Raw genomic sequence first — 16,138 nt, 5'->3', positions numbered from 1 at the left:
CGGGCCTCAGGGCACCACCACGATCTTCCGTCCCGCTCCCGCCGCGAACCGCTCCAGCGCCTCCGGGTAGCTCTCCAGCGGCAGCCGGTCGCTGATGAAGACCTTCGGGTCGATGATCCCCGTCGCGAAGAGCTCGGCGGCGCGCTCGTAGCTGTGGAGCACCGCCATGGAGCCGGTGATGGTGATCTCCTGGTTGTAGATCCGGTACGGCTCGATGGTGGCCGTCGTGGCGTAGTCGGAGACCCCGAACTGGAGGAACGTGCCCGCCTTGGCCACCCGTCCCAGCCCGTCCTGGATGGCCGCCGCGTTGCCGGTGGCGTCCACGACGACGTCCCAGCCCCGGGGGCGGTCGAACTCGTCGGCCCCGAGCGCCGCGCCCGAACAGCCCAGCGCCCTGGCGGTGGCCAGGCGCTCGGGGTTGACGTCGACGACGTCCACGCCCGCCGCGCCCGTGCGCTTGGCCAGCTCCAGCATCATCAGGCCCATCGTGCCGGAGCCGTAGATCAGCACGTGGGCGCCCATCCGCGCGGACAGCACGTCGTAGCCGCGCACCGCGCAGGACAGCGGTTCGATGAGCGCCGCGTCCTGGACGTCGACGTGGTCGGGGAGCCTCACGCAGTTGGCCACCGGAGCGACGGCGTACTCGGCGGCGCCGCCCGCCACGGTGACGCCGATGGCGGCCCAGCGGTCGCACAGGTTGTTGCGGCCGTTGCGGCAGTAGCGGCACTCGTGGCAGTACAGCGAGGGGTCCACCGCCACCCGGTCGCCCACCGTCACCTCGGTGACCTCACCGCCGACGCCGACGACCTCACCGGCGAACTCGTGGCCGGGCACGATCGGCAGCGAGGGCGCGAACTCCCCCTGCATGATGTGCAGGTCCGTTCCGCACAGTCCGCAGGCGGCGACCTTCACCACCACCTCGCGCGGCCCCGGGGCGGGGTCCGGGACGGTGGTCAGGACGGCCTTGCCGACGGACTCGATGACGGCGGCTTTCACTTGACGGCTCCTAGCGACAGGCCCTGGACCAGCTTGTCCTGGGCGGCGAACCCCGCGGCGAGCACGGGCAGGGAGATGGCGACCGAGGCGGCGCACACCTGCGCCAGGAACAGCCCCTGGCTGGTGATGAACCCGGTCAGGAAGACGGGCGCGGTCTGCGCGGTCACCCCGGTGAGGACCCGGGCGAACAACATCTCGTTCCAGCTGAAGATGAAGCAGATCAGCGCGGTGGCGGCGATGCCGGGCCCCACGACCGGGGCGATGACCCGGCCCAGGACCGTGGGCAGCCGCGCCCCGTCGAGTCGGGCCGCCTCGATGAGGGCGACGGGTACCTCGGCGAGGAAGGACTGCATCATCCACACCGCGATCGGCAGGTTCATCGAGGTGTAGAGGACGACCAGCAGCCAGATGTTGTCGAGCATGCCGACGTTCCTGGCGAACAGGTACACCGGCAGCAGACCGGCCACGACCGGCAGCATCTTGGTGGACAGGAAGAAGAACAACACGTCCCGCCACCTGCGCACCGGCCGGACGGACAGCGCGTACGCCGCCGGGAACGCCAGCAGCAACACCGCCGCGGTGGAGAACACCGAGGCCATGGCCGAGTTGATCAGCGGCGGCCAGGGGCTCGCCCCGCCCGTGGCGCCGAAGAACTCGCGGTAGCCGTCCAGGGTGAGGGACGCGGCGACGGAGGGCGGGTTGGTGGCGGCGTCGGCCTCGGAGTGCAGCGAGGTGAGCACCATCCAGGCGACCGGCAGGAAGAACGCGATTCCCACCAGCCAGGCCAGCACCCCGAGCGCGGCGCTCCGGCGCCGGGCACGGCGTACGGCCGGCGGCACGGCGGTGGCCCGGGCGGGGGCCGGGGAGGGCGCGGTGACCGTCATGACCGGGATGCCTCCTCACCGAACAGGGACGAGACCACCCGCAGGGCGAAGGTGGCGATGACGATCGAGCCGATGACGACGAGGACGCCCGCGGCGGACGCCAGTCCGTACTCGTGGGCCCGGTAGAAGGTGTGGTAGATCGTGTACGGCAGGTTGGCGGTGTCCAGCGCCCCGGCGGTGATGGTGAACACCGCGTCGAAGTGCTGCACGATGTGGATCGACCCCAGCAGCGCCCCCAGCTCCAGGTAGCGCCGCAGGTGCGGCAGCGTCAGGTGGCGGAAGATCTGCCAACTCCCGGCACCGTCCAGCCGGGCCGCCTCGACCATCTCCGGTGACCGGCTCTGCAGTCCGGCCAGCAGGACGAGCATCATGAACGGCGTCCACTGCCACACCAGCGCCGCCTCCACCGCGGCCAGCGGCAGGTCCGAGATCCAGTCGGGCTGGACGGGGCGCTCCACGCCCACCAGCGAGGCCGCCCAGGACAGGGAGCCGTTGAGCAGCCCGTACTCGGGGTTGTACAGGGCGTGCTTCCACAGCAGCGCGGCGGCGACGGGGACGATCAGGAAGGGCGCGATGAGCATGGTGCGCACCACGCCGCGGCCCCGGAACGCGCGGTCCATCAGCAGCGCCAGGGCGAGTCCGAGGGCGAGAGAGACCAGGACCACGGTGGCGGTCAACAGCGCCGTGGTGACCACCGAGGACCGCATGGCCGGGTCGGAGAGCACCGAGCCGTAGTTGGCCAGGCCGGTGAACTCCCGGGCGGCGGGGTCGAGGGCGTACCAGTCGAAGAAGGAGATCACCAACGTCGCCGCGAACGGCAGTTGGGTGACCACGACCAGGAAGACCAACGCGGGCATCAGAGGGGCGCGGCCGGCCCAGGCCCGCAACCGTCCACCGGGGGCGGGGGACGGCCGCGCCGGGGCGCGGGGCGGAACGGCGGTGGGCGAGGAGGGCGCCGCCGGGGGTGTGGTGGTCGTCATCGGTTCCGGTACTCCCCACCGACCTCCTCGGCCAGCCGCTGCGAGGCCCTGAGCGCCTCGGCGACGGACTGACGCCCCGCGATGGCGGCGCTGATCTCCTGGGAGACCTTGGTGCCCAGATCGGTGAACTCGGGGATGCCCACGAACTGGATGCCGGGGGCGGGCCGTTCCTGCACTCCCGGGTTCTCCGGGTCGGCCCCGGCGATGGCGTCGCGGGTCACGTCGGCGAAGGCGCCGGCCGCCCGGCGGTACTCGGGACGCTCGTAGGTGGAGGCGCGCTTCCCGGCGGGAACGTTGGCCCAGCCGATCTCCTCGCCGACCAGCTCCTCGTACTCCTTGCTCGACGCCCAGGAGATGAACCTCCAGGCGGCGTCGGGGTTCTCGGAGGCCTTCTGCATGCCCCACGCCCAGGTGTAGAGCCATCCGGAGCCGTCCGTCCTCTCCACGGGGGCCGGCACGTAGCCGATCTTCCCCTTGACCGGGGAGCCGTCGGCCTCCAGCGACCCGGCGCCGGCGGTGGCGTCGTACCACATGGCGGTCTTGCCCTGGGTCATGTTGTTGAGGCACTCGGCGTACCCGGCCTGGGCGGCGCCCGCCTCGCCGTGCTCGCGCACCAGGTCGACGTAGAACTCCACGGCCTCGGTGGTCTCGGGCGAGGTCAGCCGCGCGTTCCAGTCCTCGTCGAACCAGGTGCCGCCGAAGGTATTGACGACGGTGGTCAGCGGGGCGATCACCTCGCCCCACCCGGGCAGGCCGCGCAGGCAGATGCCCTCCATGTCCTCCTCCGCGGCGTCCACCTCGGCGGCGAGGTCGGCGACCTGCCGCCAGGTGGGCTTGTCGGGCATGGTCAGGCCGTGCTTGTCGAAGACGTCCTCGCGGTACATCAGGAAGGACGACTCGCCGTAGAACGGCTGGGCGTAGAGCCTGCCGTCCTCCCCGGTGAGCGAGAGCCGCATCGGCGCCAGGATGTCCTCCTGGTCGAACTTCTCGTCCTTCTCCACGTACGGGTCCAGCGCGTGCAGCCAGCCGTTCGCGGCGTAGATGGGCGTCTCGTAGTTGCTGATGGTGGCGACGTCGTACTGGCCGGCCTGGTTGGAGAAGTCCTGGCCGATCTTGTCGCGGACGTCGTTCTCGGGCAGGACCGTGAAGTTGACCTCGATGCCGGTCTCCTCGGTGAAGTGCTCGGCGGTGAGCTTCTGCAACTCGACCATCGGCGGGTTGTTGACCATCAGCACGTTGATGGCGTCGCCGCCGGACGAGCCGGTCCCACCGGCTCCGCTACAGGCCGCGAGGAGGGTTCCGGCCGCCGCTGCGGCGGTCAGCGCGCGTGCCGCGTGTCGGGTCTGTCTGCGCATGACGGTGCTCCTTGCCTGGTGGGGAAGTGCCGGTCGCGGGCGTGCGGTGCCGTGCCGCCCGCGGGGTGCTCGCGTGCGGTACGGGGGTCGGGATGTGGGGATCGCGGCGTGGAGGTGTCGGAGAGGGGTCAGACCCGGATGACGTTCGGGCCCATGAGCGAGTAGCGGTGGGCCTCGGTGGGGGGCAGCGCGACGCCGGTGACGATCGTCTCGAAGTCGGTCACCTCCGCGAACCGGCAGAAGCCGACCGCCCCGAACTTGGTGTGCGTTCCGACGAAGATCCTGCGGCGCGCGGACCGGACGGCCGCGGCCTTCACCTCGCCGACCGCCGGGTCCGGCGTGGTGAGCCCGTGGTCGCGGGAGATGCCGTTGGCCCCGACGTACGCCAGGTCGATGACGAACCCGGAGAGCATGCGGGTCGTCCAGTGGTCGACGGTGGCCAGGGTCCCGCCCCGCACCCGGCCGCCGAGGAGCAGGACGGTGAAGTTCTCCTCCTTCGCCAGCGTCCCGGCGGTGACCAGGGAGGTGGTGACGACGGTCAGCGGGCGGTCGCGCGGCAGCGCGTCGGCGATGAGCTGCGGGGTGAAGCCCTCGTCGACGAAGACGGTCTCGGCCTCGCCCAGCAGGTCGGCCGAGGCTGCGGCGATCCGCCGCTTCTCGGGTACGTGCAGGGTGGTGCGGAAGGCCAGGGTCGTCTCGAAACCGGCGCTCTCCACCGGGTAGGCGCCCCCGTGGGTGCGCCGTACCAGACCGTGTCCCTCCAGGATCCTCAGGTCGCGCCGGATGGTCTCCCGGGCGACGGACAGCTCCTCGGCGAGCGCGACGACCTCCACCGAGCCCGCGCGGCGGGCCCTGGAGAGGATCTCCCGCTGCCGCTCCTCGGCGTTCACCCCGCACCTCCCTGCGTCGACTTCCCTCCGAACACACGGTCCCGAAGGCGCCCGTTCGGGCCCGTGGGGAGATTTGTACAGTCCGTGGGAGGGCCTGGCCAGGCTCCTCCCCACGGGGATGGTGACCGTTTGTGCCCGTTTCGCGGAGACCTCTCGTCGACGAATCCGCAGCCGAGGCGCGCCGCGCGACATCCGGGCGTGCCCGCATGCCCGCCCGCGGGTGCCCGATCCGCGCCCGTTCACCGTCCACAGCGCGACACACGGATGCCCGCCGCGGGCCGTTTCCGGCCCGCGGCGGGCATCCGTGGCACGGGCGGGGTCCGCCGCCCCACCTGCTTCCCTACCGGTTCCGTGCGGCGGTCCCTCCCCCGCCGGGCAGCCGGGCCGTCTCGGGCGAGGCCGTGTCCAGCGGCACCGACCAGGCGTCCAGCACCCCCAACTGGACGGCCTGCCGGCGCTGCACGGCGTCCAGCAGCCAGTCGGTGGCCACCCGTACCCGGTTCCCCGGCATCGCCGCCAGGTGGTAACCGCGGGTGACGAGGCTGGCGATCGGCCCCGACAGCGGCACGCCCAACGGGTTGGCGGCGGCCTGGAGACCGCCGAGATCCACCACGAACCCCAGATCGCTGTGCTTGTACGGGCGGCGGGCACCGACGCCGTAGGAGGCCAGGATGTTGTTCGCGGCCGTCTTGCCCTGCCGGTGGGCGTGCTGGGCGGTCATCGCGGTGTACTCACCCGGCTTGGTCAGATCCGGCACGGCGGCCGCGTCGCCGCAGGCGAACACCTCGGGGTGACCGGGGACGTTCAGGTACTCGTCGACGATCAGCCGGCCCTTCTCGGTCGGCAGCCCGAGCTGCTCCACCAGCGGGTCGGGGCGCACACCCACGCACCAGATCAGCGAGCGGGTGGGGACGAACTCCCCGGTGTTCAACAGGACCCCGTCCTTGGTGGCCTCCTTCACCGAGGTCCCCGTCCGTACCTCCACCCCTCGCTGGCGCAGCACCCGGTCCGCCGTCCGCGCCAGCTTCTCGTCCAGTCCGGGCAGCACGCGGTCGGCGATGTCGAGCAGCATCCACCGGGGCCTGGCGTCGGCCCGCATGCCACCGGGGCTGCGGGAGTGCTGACGGGCCAGGGAATCGGTGAACATCTTGCCGTGCGCGGCGACCTCGGTGCCGGTGTAGCCCGCGCCGACGACCACGAAGGTGGTGCGCGCCCGGCACTCCTCCGCGTCCTCGGCGTTGGCGGCGAGGGCGACCTGCCGGCTGATGTGGTCGCGCAGGTACAGCGCCTCCGGCATGCCCCGGAACCCGACCGCGTGCTCCGCCACACCGGGGATGGGCAGCAGCTTGTTGACGCTTCCGACGGTCAGGACGAGACGGTCGTAGTCCAGCCGCCGCTCGCTCCCCTCGGGGTCGGTGTAGGTGATCGTGCGTCCGTCCATGTCCACCCCATGGACCTCGCCGAGCACCAGCCGCACCTTCGGCAGCGTCCCGGCCAGGGACACCGAGACCCGGCGAGCCTCCAGAAGCCCGGCCGAGACCTCCGGCAGCAGCGGCAGATAGAGGAAGTAGTCGTTGGGGTTCACCAGAACGATCTCGGCCGCCCCGCGGAGTTTCCGCGACAGCGTCCTGGCGGTCTGGTAGCCGGCGAAGCCGGCTCCGACGATCACAATCCGGGAACGGCTCACGTGCGAACTCCAGTCCTCGGGACCAACGGGCCAGGGCAACCGCGTTTCCCACCAGAGCCAGGGCAAACCAGACGGAAACACCGTCGACGACAACGGCGTCCCGACCGGACACACACCGTGACCACTCGGGGGAACCGCTCCCACGCCCGGCCGGGGCGGTGGGGCCGCGCCCCTCCGCCCCCCGGTGATCGCCACCGGGCGCGCCCCGCGCCCGTGCCCGAGGAACGACCGCCTCCGCGATCGCCCCGGGCCGCGAGGGCCGACGGGCACTCCCGCGCCACGGCCGGGAGAGGTGCCGCTCAGGGCGGTCCCGAAGACGTCCGCGATCTTCCCCTTCCCGCCCCGGGCGTGCACGAGCACCCCGCGGAATGCGGTATGGTTTCTGTGCGCGCTCGGCGAGGGGCAAGATCCCGAACCGAGGGAGCAACGGGACGTGGCGCAGCTTGGTAGCGCACTTGACTGGGGGTCAAGGGGTCGCAGGTTCAAATCCTGTCGTCCCGACATTGTGACCAGCGGGTCCACCGGATACGGCGGGCCCGCTGTTTCGCGTTCGGGTGACGGTGATGCTCAGGTGATGCCACCGCCCAGGTCGGCCGGTCACCCGTCATCGTCCGGCGCCGCAGCTCACGCGGCCTGGACCGCTCCGGTCGGCCCGTGGTCGCGGTCGGCGCGCTCCAGTGCGCGGCCCAGGGCCCGCACCGCGTCTCGGGCGGCGTGGGGCAGCAGGTGGCCGTAGAGGTTGACCGTGGTGGACAGCGTCGAGTGCCGTAGCGTCTTGGAGACCACCGCCGGCGGTACACCGGAGCTGATCATGATTGTGGCGGCCGTGTGCCGCAGGGTCACCAGCACCTGCTGAGGACGCAGCGGTGAGCCGTCGGGCCAGCAGAACACCAGCCCCTCCAGCGGAGCCTGCGGCCCCAGCGCCGCGCGGGCGGCCTCGGTCCCGGCGCGGGTCGCGGAGCCGCTACGACACCGCCCGCGGCGGCGACCACCCGGCTGCGGCAGGGACACTGCGAACGCCCACGAGTCGTATCTGACCCCCGCGTGTAGCCGCCAACAACGAGTCCCCGGCTGTCCGCCGTCCGCATCACGACAGCCATAGCGCCGGTACACCGGCCGCCCGCAGCCTGGTACGCCACCGGACTCGCCTCCATGGTCGAGGACGCTCTCTCGCCATGTGGGCAGCCGCCTCCTGGGACAGAGAGTGGACCACGGCGCGTGCAACGCGATCACCCCGCCCTGCCCACTAGTACCACCAGGGTCACCCCCTTGACGGATGTGAGGGGATGCGCTGCTGCCCACTGCTCAACGTGTCCGGGTGCAGCGGCCGGACAGCAGGGCCTCGCGCACACTGCTACCGGCGCGCGCCAGATTCCTTGTCTTTCAGCAGATTGATCGACACGCGCCCTCGCCTGGCACCATCGAGTTGCGAAAGCTCTGATCGGATCGTTGGATCTCGGATCGAGGCCGCACACCGTTGACCATGGGCGCGTCTGGCGGTCAGGGCTGGTGCATCACGATGCCGGCGGAAAAGGCTTGTCGCGGTGGGCACGGGGATGGCAGTCTCCTGGACATGATCAAGAGAATCGAGTCCTCCGTCCGCCGGTGAGCAAGACACCCGGGATTGAGCTTCCCGGATCCAGGACCGCGCTGTCCGAGCACACCCTCCGGCTGCATCAACTGACCCCCGGCGCCCCGCTGCCACGTGACGGCGAGCCGCACCCGACGAGGAGCGCCGCCGCCATAGGCCGCGACCGGAACAGCCACGCGATCGTGAGCAGGTCGGGGCCGAGGTCGCGGACATCCTCGGTGAGCACTTCACCGATCGCACTCCGTATCCGGTCGACCAGTGCCGCATCAGGCAGTGTTTGTCCTGACGACCACGGCGCTTAGAGGTCGTTTTCTCCTGGTGTTTCATCCCGGAATATGCAGTTGGTGCGGCTTTGTGGGGTCGCGCCAGGAGATGGTGTTCTCGCCGGTGAGGCGGCGGGCCATGAGGTCGGTCATGGCCAGGTGGATCATGGCTTCGGAGCGGATGGGCAGGGTTTCGTAGTCGCGGGCGAGGCGGCGGTGGAGCATGAGCCGGCCGTAGGTGCGCTCGACGGCCCACCGCTTCGGGATCGGGATGAAGCCCCTGGTCCGCGGTGCGCGTGCGCTGATCTCCATGTCGATGCCGAGGGCGGCGGCATGTTCGACGAGGTGTTGGCGGTAGCCGCCGTCGACCCAGGCCTTGCGGATGCCGGGGGGGCTCGGCGGCAACCTGGTCCAGGAGACGGGTGCCGGCCGCGGAATCCTGCACACTCGCCGCGGTGACCAGCACCGCGAGCAGGAGTCCGAGCGTTTCGGTGACGATGCTCCGTTTGCGTCCCATGATCTTCTTTCCGGCATCGGTGCCCTGGCTGGAGACGGGGACGCTGGTGGAGGTTTTGACGCTCTGGGCGTCGATCACGCAGGCCGATGGCTCGCCGTCCCGTCCTTCCTTCTCCCGTAGCAACTGCCGGAGCAGGCCGTTGAGCTGGGCGAATACGCCGTCCTGCCGCCACTTGGCGAAGTAGCCGTAGACCGTGTTCCAGTGCGGGAAGTCGTGCGGCAGGTAGCGCCACTGCACCCCGGTACGGTCCACGTACAAGATCGCGTTCAGGGTCTCGCGCAGCTCGTGGGTGGGCGGGTGGCCGATGGCAAGGGCATGCCGGCGTCGCTCGGCCTGCCAGGCGGTCAGCACTGGCTCGATCAACGCCCAGCGGGCGTCGGACAGATCACTCGGATACGCACGACGCTCGGCCATGCCCCGGACATACCGCCGCTCGGGGGCGTACGCCCAGGCGTGCGGTGCGACCGGCGGGAGCACGCTCTGCCAGCGTCTTGGGATGAGACAGGCGCAAGCCACACTCCGCCTCAGCTGTCACCCCGCCCAGCCCTTGAGACCCACTTGCACCGACAGTCTCACCCACACCACGCCATCGCACCGCAGAAACCAGAAAAAGCAGCCCATCAAAGATGAAACCGAACGCCGGGCAGCGCTTCCCGACTGGCTGGACTGATACAACCACCACCGGCCCCACACCGGCATCGGCGGCCACACACCAGCCGGCCGCGTCACCAATGCGCGGTCAGTGCCCGCAGGCCATCGGCGAGCTGGCCGGCGGCCTTCTTCTTGCGGTTGGCGGTCTGGTCGCTCTCCGGGACGACGGCCTTGATGTTCCGTCTGCGCAGGCGCGCGGCTGGTGCAGGAACCACCACCGTCTACCGCTACGTCCGTGAAGCTGCCGAGTTCTTGGCCGCCCTTTCGCCGACTCCCGCCGAAACGATGAAAATCACCTCCACCAAGGCATCCGTGATCCTGGACGGCACGCTGCTACCGATCGGCCGGATTGCGGCAAGTGGTCCTTCCACTCCGACGAACACATCAAGCACGGTATGGAGCGCAGGTGATCACCGATCCTGCGTGGCGGCTGCGGTGGGCCTCGCCCGCGCTGCACTGCGCGGCCCACGGCATCAAGGCCGTGCGGACTCACGGCATCGTCGATGCCCTGGAGGAAGCCGGCGTAGAGGGCTGGACTGGGCCGGGCTGCCGGGACGCCGGCGGCGCCCTACCCGGACCGCTGGGAGACGCTCTCCGCAGGACAGCAGGCCGTCGATCACTCGCACGCGAGGATTCGCGTGTTCATCAAGCAACCTGTGGCCACTCTGAAGACCTGGCGAATCCTGCGCAGGCTGCGACGCTCCACAACCCGCATCACCGGTTTCGTCCGGACCATTCTCACCCTGCGCTTGGCCCCTCAGACTGAGGTTGGAAACAGCTCACTGCCCCGGCACCGTGGCCGCCGAGGGGGGACGCTGCTCTGGAAGTTCGCGGATGACACTGACGACGGCCCGGGCCTCCTCATGGCGTCCCGTCTGCTCCAGCCAGGTTCGGAGGTTCGACAACGACCGCGCCAGATCCGGCTCATGAGCCGCAGGGTTCTCCGCCACCAACCGCCGCCGAATCTCCAACGCCTCCTCCTCCCACCTCAACGCCTCCTCACGCCGCCCCACCTGCGCCAACCGCACCCCGAAGTTCGACAACGACCGCGCCAGATCCGGCTCATGAGCCGCAGGGTTCTCCGCCACCAACCGCCGCCGAATCTCCAACGCCTCCTCCTCCCACCTCAACGCCTCCTCACGCCGCCCCACCTGCGCCAACCGCACCCCGAAGTTCGACAACGACCGCGCCAGATCCGGCTCATGAGCCGCAGGGTTCTCCGCCACCAACCGCCGCCGAATCTCCAACGCCTCCTCCTCCCACCTCAACGCCTCCTCACGCCGCCCCACCTGCGCCAACCGCACCCCGAAGTTCGACAACGACCGCGCCAGATCCGGCTCATGAGCCGCAGGGTTCTCCGCCACCAACCGCCGCCGAATCTCCAACGCCTCCTCCTCCCACCTCAACGCCTCCTCACGCCGCCCCACCTGCGCCAGATGGTTGGCAAAATTCGATGCCGACGTGGCGTAGTCCGCCTCGAAGCGCACGGGATCTTCAGTGGCAAGGCGCTGCCGGACACCAATGGCGACCTCTTCGGTGGCGAGTGCTTCGATGTGCCGCCCGACCTCCGCCAACCTGACGCCCAGATTGGACAGCGCCTGAGCGAAGTCGGGCCGGTGCGTCTCCGGAGCCTGGTCGACGAGCTTCCGGCGAATCCACACCGCTTCCTTCGCGCACTCCAGGGCCTCTGCGTAGCGGCCGACCTGCGCCAGCCGATTGCCGAGGTTCGATAGTGACGCTGCCAGGACGGGCTCGTGGAGGTTCGGATCCTCCCCTACGAGACGCCGACCGATCTCCACCGCAACCTCTGCGGTGCTCACAGCCTGTTGATACATCCCTGCGTAGGCCTGTCGCGTGGCGAGCGAGCTGTGCAGACTGGCACGTTCCGCCAGATCGCTAATGGCGTGGAGACGGCTGCTGATGAGCTTACTGGTGATGGCGGCAATGCCCGCATCTAGTTCGACATGCCGATGATCGGGGAGAAGGGCGACCACCTGCTCCAACACCGTCGCGGGCAGTCCCGGCACCTCGGTGAGCGCCGTCAGCGCAGATCCGCCCGTGTGCAGCATCAGTTCCGGATACTCCGTGAGGACCGGCACGAGATGCCCGCTCACGAGGTGCGGCCAACGAGCCGCAGCGGCGATCAGTGTCGTGAGCGCCGGTTTGGTCCAAGGATATACGCCGTCCTGTCCGGCGCCCGGTACCAATAGCCGGTGCAGCGCACCTTCCGCCCAGGGGTCGGACGGGTGATCGAGTGGATGCCCGGGCGTGCAGAGAGCGATGAAGTCCTCGGCCAGAAGATCCGGGTAGAGCGGTTCCAGCACCGTGCCCGCGTCGTGGGACGGGAACAGCAGGGAGTGGTCGTAGAGCGCCTGGTCGCTCTGCGCTGCGGCACACGCTTGGATCGCGGCGAGGGCGGCGAGCCCCTCCTGTTGGGTGACCGTACCTGTGAGCGCGGCGGTGAAGACGACCTTGGCCATCACGCTGTCGCTGGTGGTGATGCGCTTGTTGGCGTGCAGGGTTCGCCAATGGTCCCGTTCCCGCGAGAGCAGGTAGCCGGAGACCGTGCCCGGAGCGTCCATCACTCCCTCGCCTGTCTCCCCGCGGCGGTGTCGGTCGACGGCGACGAGAGCCGCCATGTGGACGGCCAGGACATGGCGAGTTCCGGGATCGTCGGACAGTATCGCGGTGGGCACCGGAAGGCGGTGTGTCCCCGACACATCCAGCGCGTGGGCGAAGTGATCTCGTGCCTCGGTGTAGAGCAGGATGGGGCTCGTGTGCTGGTCTTCCATCAGAGGCGGCAGGGCGAGCGACGTGGTGGCCACGTCCATTCGGTCGAGACGATTGGCGAGTGTCTGCCACCACACGCCGGCCGGCCTGGCGACGAGCAGTATCCGGGCCCTCCCACCGGTGTTTGCCGCATCTCGAACGAACCCCAAAAGCTCGTCGACCGGCCACCGCTCGGCGTAGTCGGCGATGATGAGCTCACCGGCAAGGTGTGCGTGCTCGCCGGCCTCCCTTACAACCGCCACTGATGGGGGGTCACTGATATGCCGTGCCTGCCGCACCTGCCACCCGTCGGACCGGCTCTGCTCCGCGAAGTGCATGGCCAGGCGGGTCTTGCCCTGGCCTCCGGCACCATGGAGGAGAAGGACCGAGATCGCTGCGTCGCCGTCCCGCCATGCGGTGAGCACCCGGAGTTCGGCGACACGTCCTGTGAAGGGCACAAGCTGGTGGCGTGCGTGCAGCAGTCGGGCCGGCTGTGCTCTGGCACCTTGTGCGGTCAGCGGTGCAGGAGCGGGCGGCAGGGCGTCTACCCGGTACCGAGGAGTGCCCACAGTGACGTGTACGTTCCCTCCTGCTTCCCCAACCATGATCGCCGGGCCGCCCACCGTGGAATCGGTGATCTGTTGACCGAACGCCGCCGGTGCACTCCGTGAATCGAGCGGTGCCGGAAGGCTCTGACTTGCCGACTCCGGAGCGGCGGCCGTCTCGCGTCGCCCCTTGAACCAGCTGAACCAGGACGCACCGGTCATGAATCTCGGTGGATCTCGACGTCACCGCGGGCGTCGTGAACCTGGTCGACCGGGCCGTGGATCCGGCTGTCCGACACCGATTGTCCGTGTAACCGCCGTTCACCAACCCGGAACTCTGGTAGGAGCGGCGGCTCGGCGCCCGCATTCCCGTGGCCGATGCGGACGTTGCCAGCGCCAGAGATCTGTGTGACGCCGCCGCCAACGCTCGAACCGTGCACCGACTGATCACCACCGGAAGGAGTCGGACGCCGCAGGCCCACGACCGAGACTCCCACCCCGACAAAGGCGACGAAGAGACCAAGGACACCAGCCCACTTACTGGCGGCGTCCAGCCCGACCGAAACGAGATACCAGACCAGCCCACCGGTGGAGAGAGCGGCGACCGCACCCCCGCACCATGCCTGCGCCCGGCCAGTCATGCGCGACACCATACCGAAATCGTCACACATCGCAGGGTCACCAGGCGACGTGAAGTCCGAATCAGGCTTCGCGGTTCCGGCGAACGGCGCCTCTGATGGTGACGAGCGCCGGCTACTGCAGTTACCACACTGATTGAAGACCCCGGGACCGTCTCCGTAGACGCAGGGAGCATATCGGACAACACACAAGCAGCCTCCAATATTGCACTTCAGATCAATTAAATATAATTAGACACACCGAACGCTTCTCATCCTGTGGTCCGTGGGTGATGGCGGCTGGTGGTCGGGGACCGTAACGTGGCAGGGCTCCTGGTCGTTGCGGCTGGTGATCTCACTCGCCAACGTCTCGACCCAGGAGCCCTGTTGGCCCCGTATCGTGCCATGCTCGACGTCCCTCACGAGGTCGTGGAGCACGTTTCCTGGCTCATCTACGCCCGAAGGTGTGAGCTGAACTCCCGCCGGCGGAAGCTGGGCTGCTTCCGCCGGGCCCTGCTGGTCCTGGTACATCTGCGCAAGAACGCGACCCTGGCCCAGGCCGCGGCGGGGTTCGGCATCTCCACCGCCACCGCTGGCCGGTACGTGAGCGAAACGGTCGACCTCCTCGCCGAGCGTGCCCCGAGCCTGCACGAGGCCCTGCGCGAGCTGCCGCCGGAGGGGTTCGTCATCCTCGACGGCACTTTGATCACTACCAACCGCATCGCGGCGGACGAGCCGTGCTACTCGATGAAGCACCGCCGTCACGGGATGAACGTGCGGGTCGTCGCCCGCCCGGACGGCACCCCGCTCTGGTGCTCCCGCGCGACGCCGGGACGCATGCACGACCTGACCGCAGCCCGCGCACACGGTGTGATCCAAGCCTGCCTGTCCCGTCGGCTCCTCGTCCTGACCGACCGTGCCTACCAGGGCGCCGGCGCGACCGTCCGCACCCCCTACTACCGCCACCACGACCTGCCCGAGCACTACCAGCAGTACAACCGCGACCACGCCCGGCTGCGTGCCCCGGGCGAACGCGCCTTCGCCCGCCTCAAGCAATGGCGGATCCTCCGCAAGGCCCGGTGCAGCACCAACCGCATCGGTCGCACGGTCGCCGCCGTTCACACCATCGAGATCGCCTGGCGCTCAGGATGAGAAGCGTTCAGTGATGAGGAGTTCCACGACACGTACGGGTTCGTCGCCCTCGTCCTTGGGGAACCGGCCGGTGTGAACCAGCGATTCCGACTCCGTGACGACGGCCGTCGCCTGCCCGGACAGGATCCTCCCGCGGGCCGACGGGTCAGCGGGTTGGAAGCCCAACAGGCCACCGCTGAGGTGATCGCAGTCGAGCCGGCCCCCTCCCCCGCCGCCATCACGGTCGCGCACGGAGTGGAAGACCTCTTCCGCGACGCAGCCGTCGTCCCTGCGGTGCAGGACGAGCACGAAGCCGAGATCGCCCCGGTCCAGACATCGGCGACGACAGGGCCGTCGTCGAAGCTCATGTCGAGAGGCGCGGTGGAAGGGCCCGCGCCGAGTCCCTGCCGCGCGATTTCGGCCATCGGTCGTCTCATGGATCAGGTGCTCCCTGCCTCTGATGCTGCGGCTTCCCGGGCCCGCGGGGCCGCCGGAGGACGGGGGTGGCGCGCCCCGACGTGGCGCGCCACCTTCTCAACCGCGGACCACGCGGGTCACTTGGCTATGCACGAGTCGGTCATGGTGGCCACGTAGCCGTTCCGTCCCCACACCCTGACCCTGCCGCCGGTCCGGACCCGAGTCCCGGGCTTCGCCTGGGTGTTGTGGTGGACCGCCCACTGGATCTTCCACGGCGTGTACCAGCTCTTCTTGCTTTGGGCTTGACCATCTTCCCGCTCCGGCCCGCGGCTTGACGCCCCAGGTCTCGGCCTGCGTCGCGTTCTTCGCGAAGTAGCGGTTGGCGAAACCGGTCACCTGCACGTTGATGTAGGAGCCCATGTACCGGTAGCCGTTCTTCGCCACACCGCCACCACGTCGACCGGTGAGGATCCGCATGCCGTAGCCGTTCCCGATACGGCGCTTGCCGCCCCTTGGACGCAGGCCGTCGGTGTCGGAGGCGTCGCACGGATCGGCGTTGGAGTAGTCGTAGGCGTTGGCCGATCCACCGTGGACCGGATCGGTCCGCAGGAAACGGCCGCGGGTCGGGGCGTAGAGGCGCACCCCCGTGAGGGTGAGTCCGGTGAGGGTCTCGGCGGAGCGCTGCTGCGGGCCCAGCCGGCCGTACCGCACGGCGGACCGGCCAGTGCGCGGGTTGCCGTACTCATCGTTGTCCAGGGCCACCGGTGCCTTGCCCGCGCCGAGCGGCAACCGGAGCGCCACGTCACCGTGGATGTCGGTGAGGTGCAGCACGACCTCGCCGGGTG

At 69.7% G+C, this 16,138-nt stretch carries 12 protein-coding genes, 1 tRNA gene and 4 pseudogenes; 4 read left to right on the top strand and 13 right to left on the bottom strand.

The genetic code is table 11. The annotated features are described in order from the left end of the window. Nucleotides 1-6: 6 nt before the first annotated feature. From F0L17_RS22830 to F0L17_RS22805, 6 genes are all read right to left on the bottom strand, one after another. Complete coding sequence (locus F0L17_RS22830) at nucleotides 7-996, bottom strand: alcohol dehydrogenase catalytic domain-containing protein (RefSeq protein ID WP_162466585.1); 990 nt, start codon at nucleotides 994-996, stop codon at nucleotides 7-9. Then, nucleotides 993-1,880, bottom strand: coding sequence for a carbohydrate ABC transporter permease (locus tag F0L17_RS22825; protein ID WP_155072515.1), 888 nt, complete (start codon nucleotides 1,878-1,880; stop codon nucleotides 993-995). Before F0L17_RS22825 ends, F0L17_RS22830 begins: the two co-directional genes overlap by 4 nt. Then, the gene (locus F0L17_RS22820; protein ID WP_155072514.1) at nucleotides 1,877-2,860 is read right to left on the bottom strand and encodes a carbohydrate ABC transporter permease; all 984 of its coding nucleotides are present in this window, start codon (nucleotides 2,858-2,860) and stop codon (nucleotides 1,877-1,879) included. The genes F0L17_RS22825 and F0L17_RS22820 overlap by 4 nt, the downstream gene beginning before the upstream one ends. Next, nucleotides 2,857-4,215: an ABC transporter substrate-binding protein gene (locus tag F0L17_RS22815; RefSeq protein WP_155072513.1), complete on the bottom strand. Its 1,359-nt coding sequence runs from the start codon at nucleotides 4,213-4,215 to the stop codon at nucleotides 2,857-2,859. Before F0L17_RS22815 ends, F0L17_RS22820 begins: the two co-directional genes overlap by 4 nt. A gap of 128 nt (nucleotides 4,216-4,343) precedes the next feature. After that, nucleotides 4,344-5,105 (bottom strand): DeoR/GlpR family DNA-binding transcription regulator, encoded by a 762-nt coding sequence (locus F0L17_RS22810; protein WP_338018181.1) that lies wholly within the window; start codon nucleotides 5,103-5,105, stop codon nucleotides 4,344-4,346. A 340-nt stretch (nucleotides 5,106-5,445) separates the two neighbouring features. Next, nucleotides 5,446-6,792, bottom strand: a complete 1,347-nt coding sequence (locus F0L17_RS22805) for an FAD-dependent oxidoreductase (protein WP_162466584.1) — start codon at nucleotides 6,790-6,792, stop codon at nucleotides 5,446-5,448. 427 nt (nucleotides 6,793-7,219) lie between these two features. Here F0L17_RS22805 and F0L17_RS22800 point away from each other — a divergent pair. After that, a tRNA-Pro gene (locus F0L17_RS22800) sits at nucleotides 7,220-7,293 on the top strand. 123 nt (nucleotides 7,294-7,416) lie between these two features. Here F0L17_RS22800 and F0L17_RS27795 read toward each other — a convergent pair. Together F0L17_RS27795 and F0L17_RS22790 are read right to left on the bottom strand one after the other, a co-directional pair. Further along, nucleotides 7,417-7,803: a tyrosine-type recombinase/integrase gene (locus F0L17_RS27795; protein ID WP_338018180.1), complete on the bottom strand. Its 387-nt coding sequence runs from the start codon at nucleotides 7,801-7,803 to the stop codon at nucleotides 7,417-7,419. Nucleotides 7,804-8,706: 903 nt separating this feature from the next. Next, nucleotides 8,707-9,577 (bottom strand): annotated as a pseudogene (locus F0L17_RS22790) (IS5 family transposase). Nucleotides 9,578-9,806: 229 nt separating this feature from the next. On the opposite strand from F0L17_RS22790, the pseudogene F0L17_RS22785 reads away from it, so the two are divergent. Continuing rightward, a pseudogene (locus F0L17_RS22785) lies at nucleotides 9,807-9,896 on the top strand (integrase core domain-containing protein); the annotation flags it as partial. Here F0L17_RS22785 and F0L17_RS26855 read toward each other — a convergent pair. Then, nucleotides 9,889-10,029 carry a hypothetical protein gene (locus tag F0L17_RS26855; RefSeq protein ID WP_162465599.1) on the bottom strand — a complete coding sequence of 47 codons (141 nt, stop codon included), beginning with the start codon at nucleotides 10,027-10,029 and terminating at the stop codon, nucleotides 9,889-9,891. The pseudogene F0L17_RS22785 and the gene F0L17_RS26855 sit on opposite strands and share 8 nt — an antisense overlap. Between F0L17_RS26855 and F0L17_RS27790 the strand changes: the two are divergent. Next, a pseudogene (locus F0L17_RS27790) lies at nucleotides 10,016-10,569 on the top strand (transposase family protein); the annotation flags it as partial. The gene F0L17_RS26855 and the pseudogene F0L17_RS27790 overlap by 14 nt on opposite strands. Before the next feature lie 24 nt (nucleotides 10,570-10,593). On the opposite strand, the gene F0L17_RS22780 reads toward F0L17_RS27790, so the two are convergent. Further along, nucleotides 10,594-13,350, bottom strand: coding sequence for a tetratricopeptide repeat protein (locus tag F0L17_RS22780; RefSeq protein WP_155072510.1), 2,757 nt, complete (start codon nucleotides 13,348-13,350; stop codon nucleotides 10,594-10,596). Further along, nucleotides 13,347-13,769, bottom strand: a complete 423-nt coding sequence (locus F0L17_RS22775; protein WP_155072509.1) for a hypothetical protein — start codon at nucleotides 13,767-13,769, stop codon at nucleotides 13,347-13,349. The genes F0L17_RS22780 and F0L17_RS22775 overlap by 4 nt, the downstream gene beginning before the upstream one ends. A 381-nt stretch (nucleotides 13,770-14,150) precedes the next feature. On the opposite strand from F0L17_RS22775, the gene F0L17_RS22770 reads away from it, so the two are divergent. Next, complete coding sequence (locus F0L17_RS22770; RefSeq protein ID WP_155074051.1) at nucleotides 14,151-14,897, top strand: transposase family protein; 747 nt, start codon at nucleotides 14,151-14,153, stop codon at nucleotides 14,895-14,897. Here F0L17_RS22770 and F0L17_RS22765 read toward each other — a convergent pair. Beyond that, on the bottom strand, nucleotides 14,889-15,185 hold the full coding sequence (locus F0L17_RS22765; RefSeq protein ID WP_155072508.1) for a hypothetical protein: 297 nt from the start codon (nucleotides 15,183-15,185) through the stop codon (nucleotides 14,889-14,891). The two genes, F0L17_RS22770 and F0L17_RS22765, sit on opposite strands and share 9 nt — an antisense overlap. A gap of 630 nt (nucleotides 15,186-15,815) precedes the next feature. Beyond that, nucleotides 15,816-16,133: pseudogene (locus F0L17_RS27785) on the bottom strand (RHS repeat-associated core domain-containing protein); the annotation flags it as partial. Nucleotides 16,134-16,138 lie beyond the last annotated feature (5 nt).

Origin of the sequence: Streptomyces taklimakanensis (assembly GCF_009709575.1) — a bacterium.
Classification (GTDB): domain Bacteria; phylum Actinomycetota; class Actinomycetes; order Streptomycetales; family Streptomycetaceae; genus Streptomyces; species Streptomyces taklimakanensis.
This window is presented reverse-complemented; position numbering and strand designations above follow the sequence as displayed.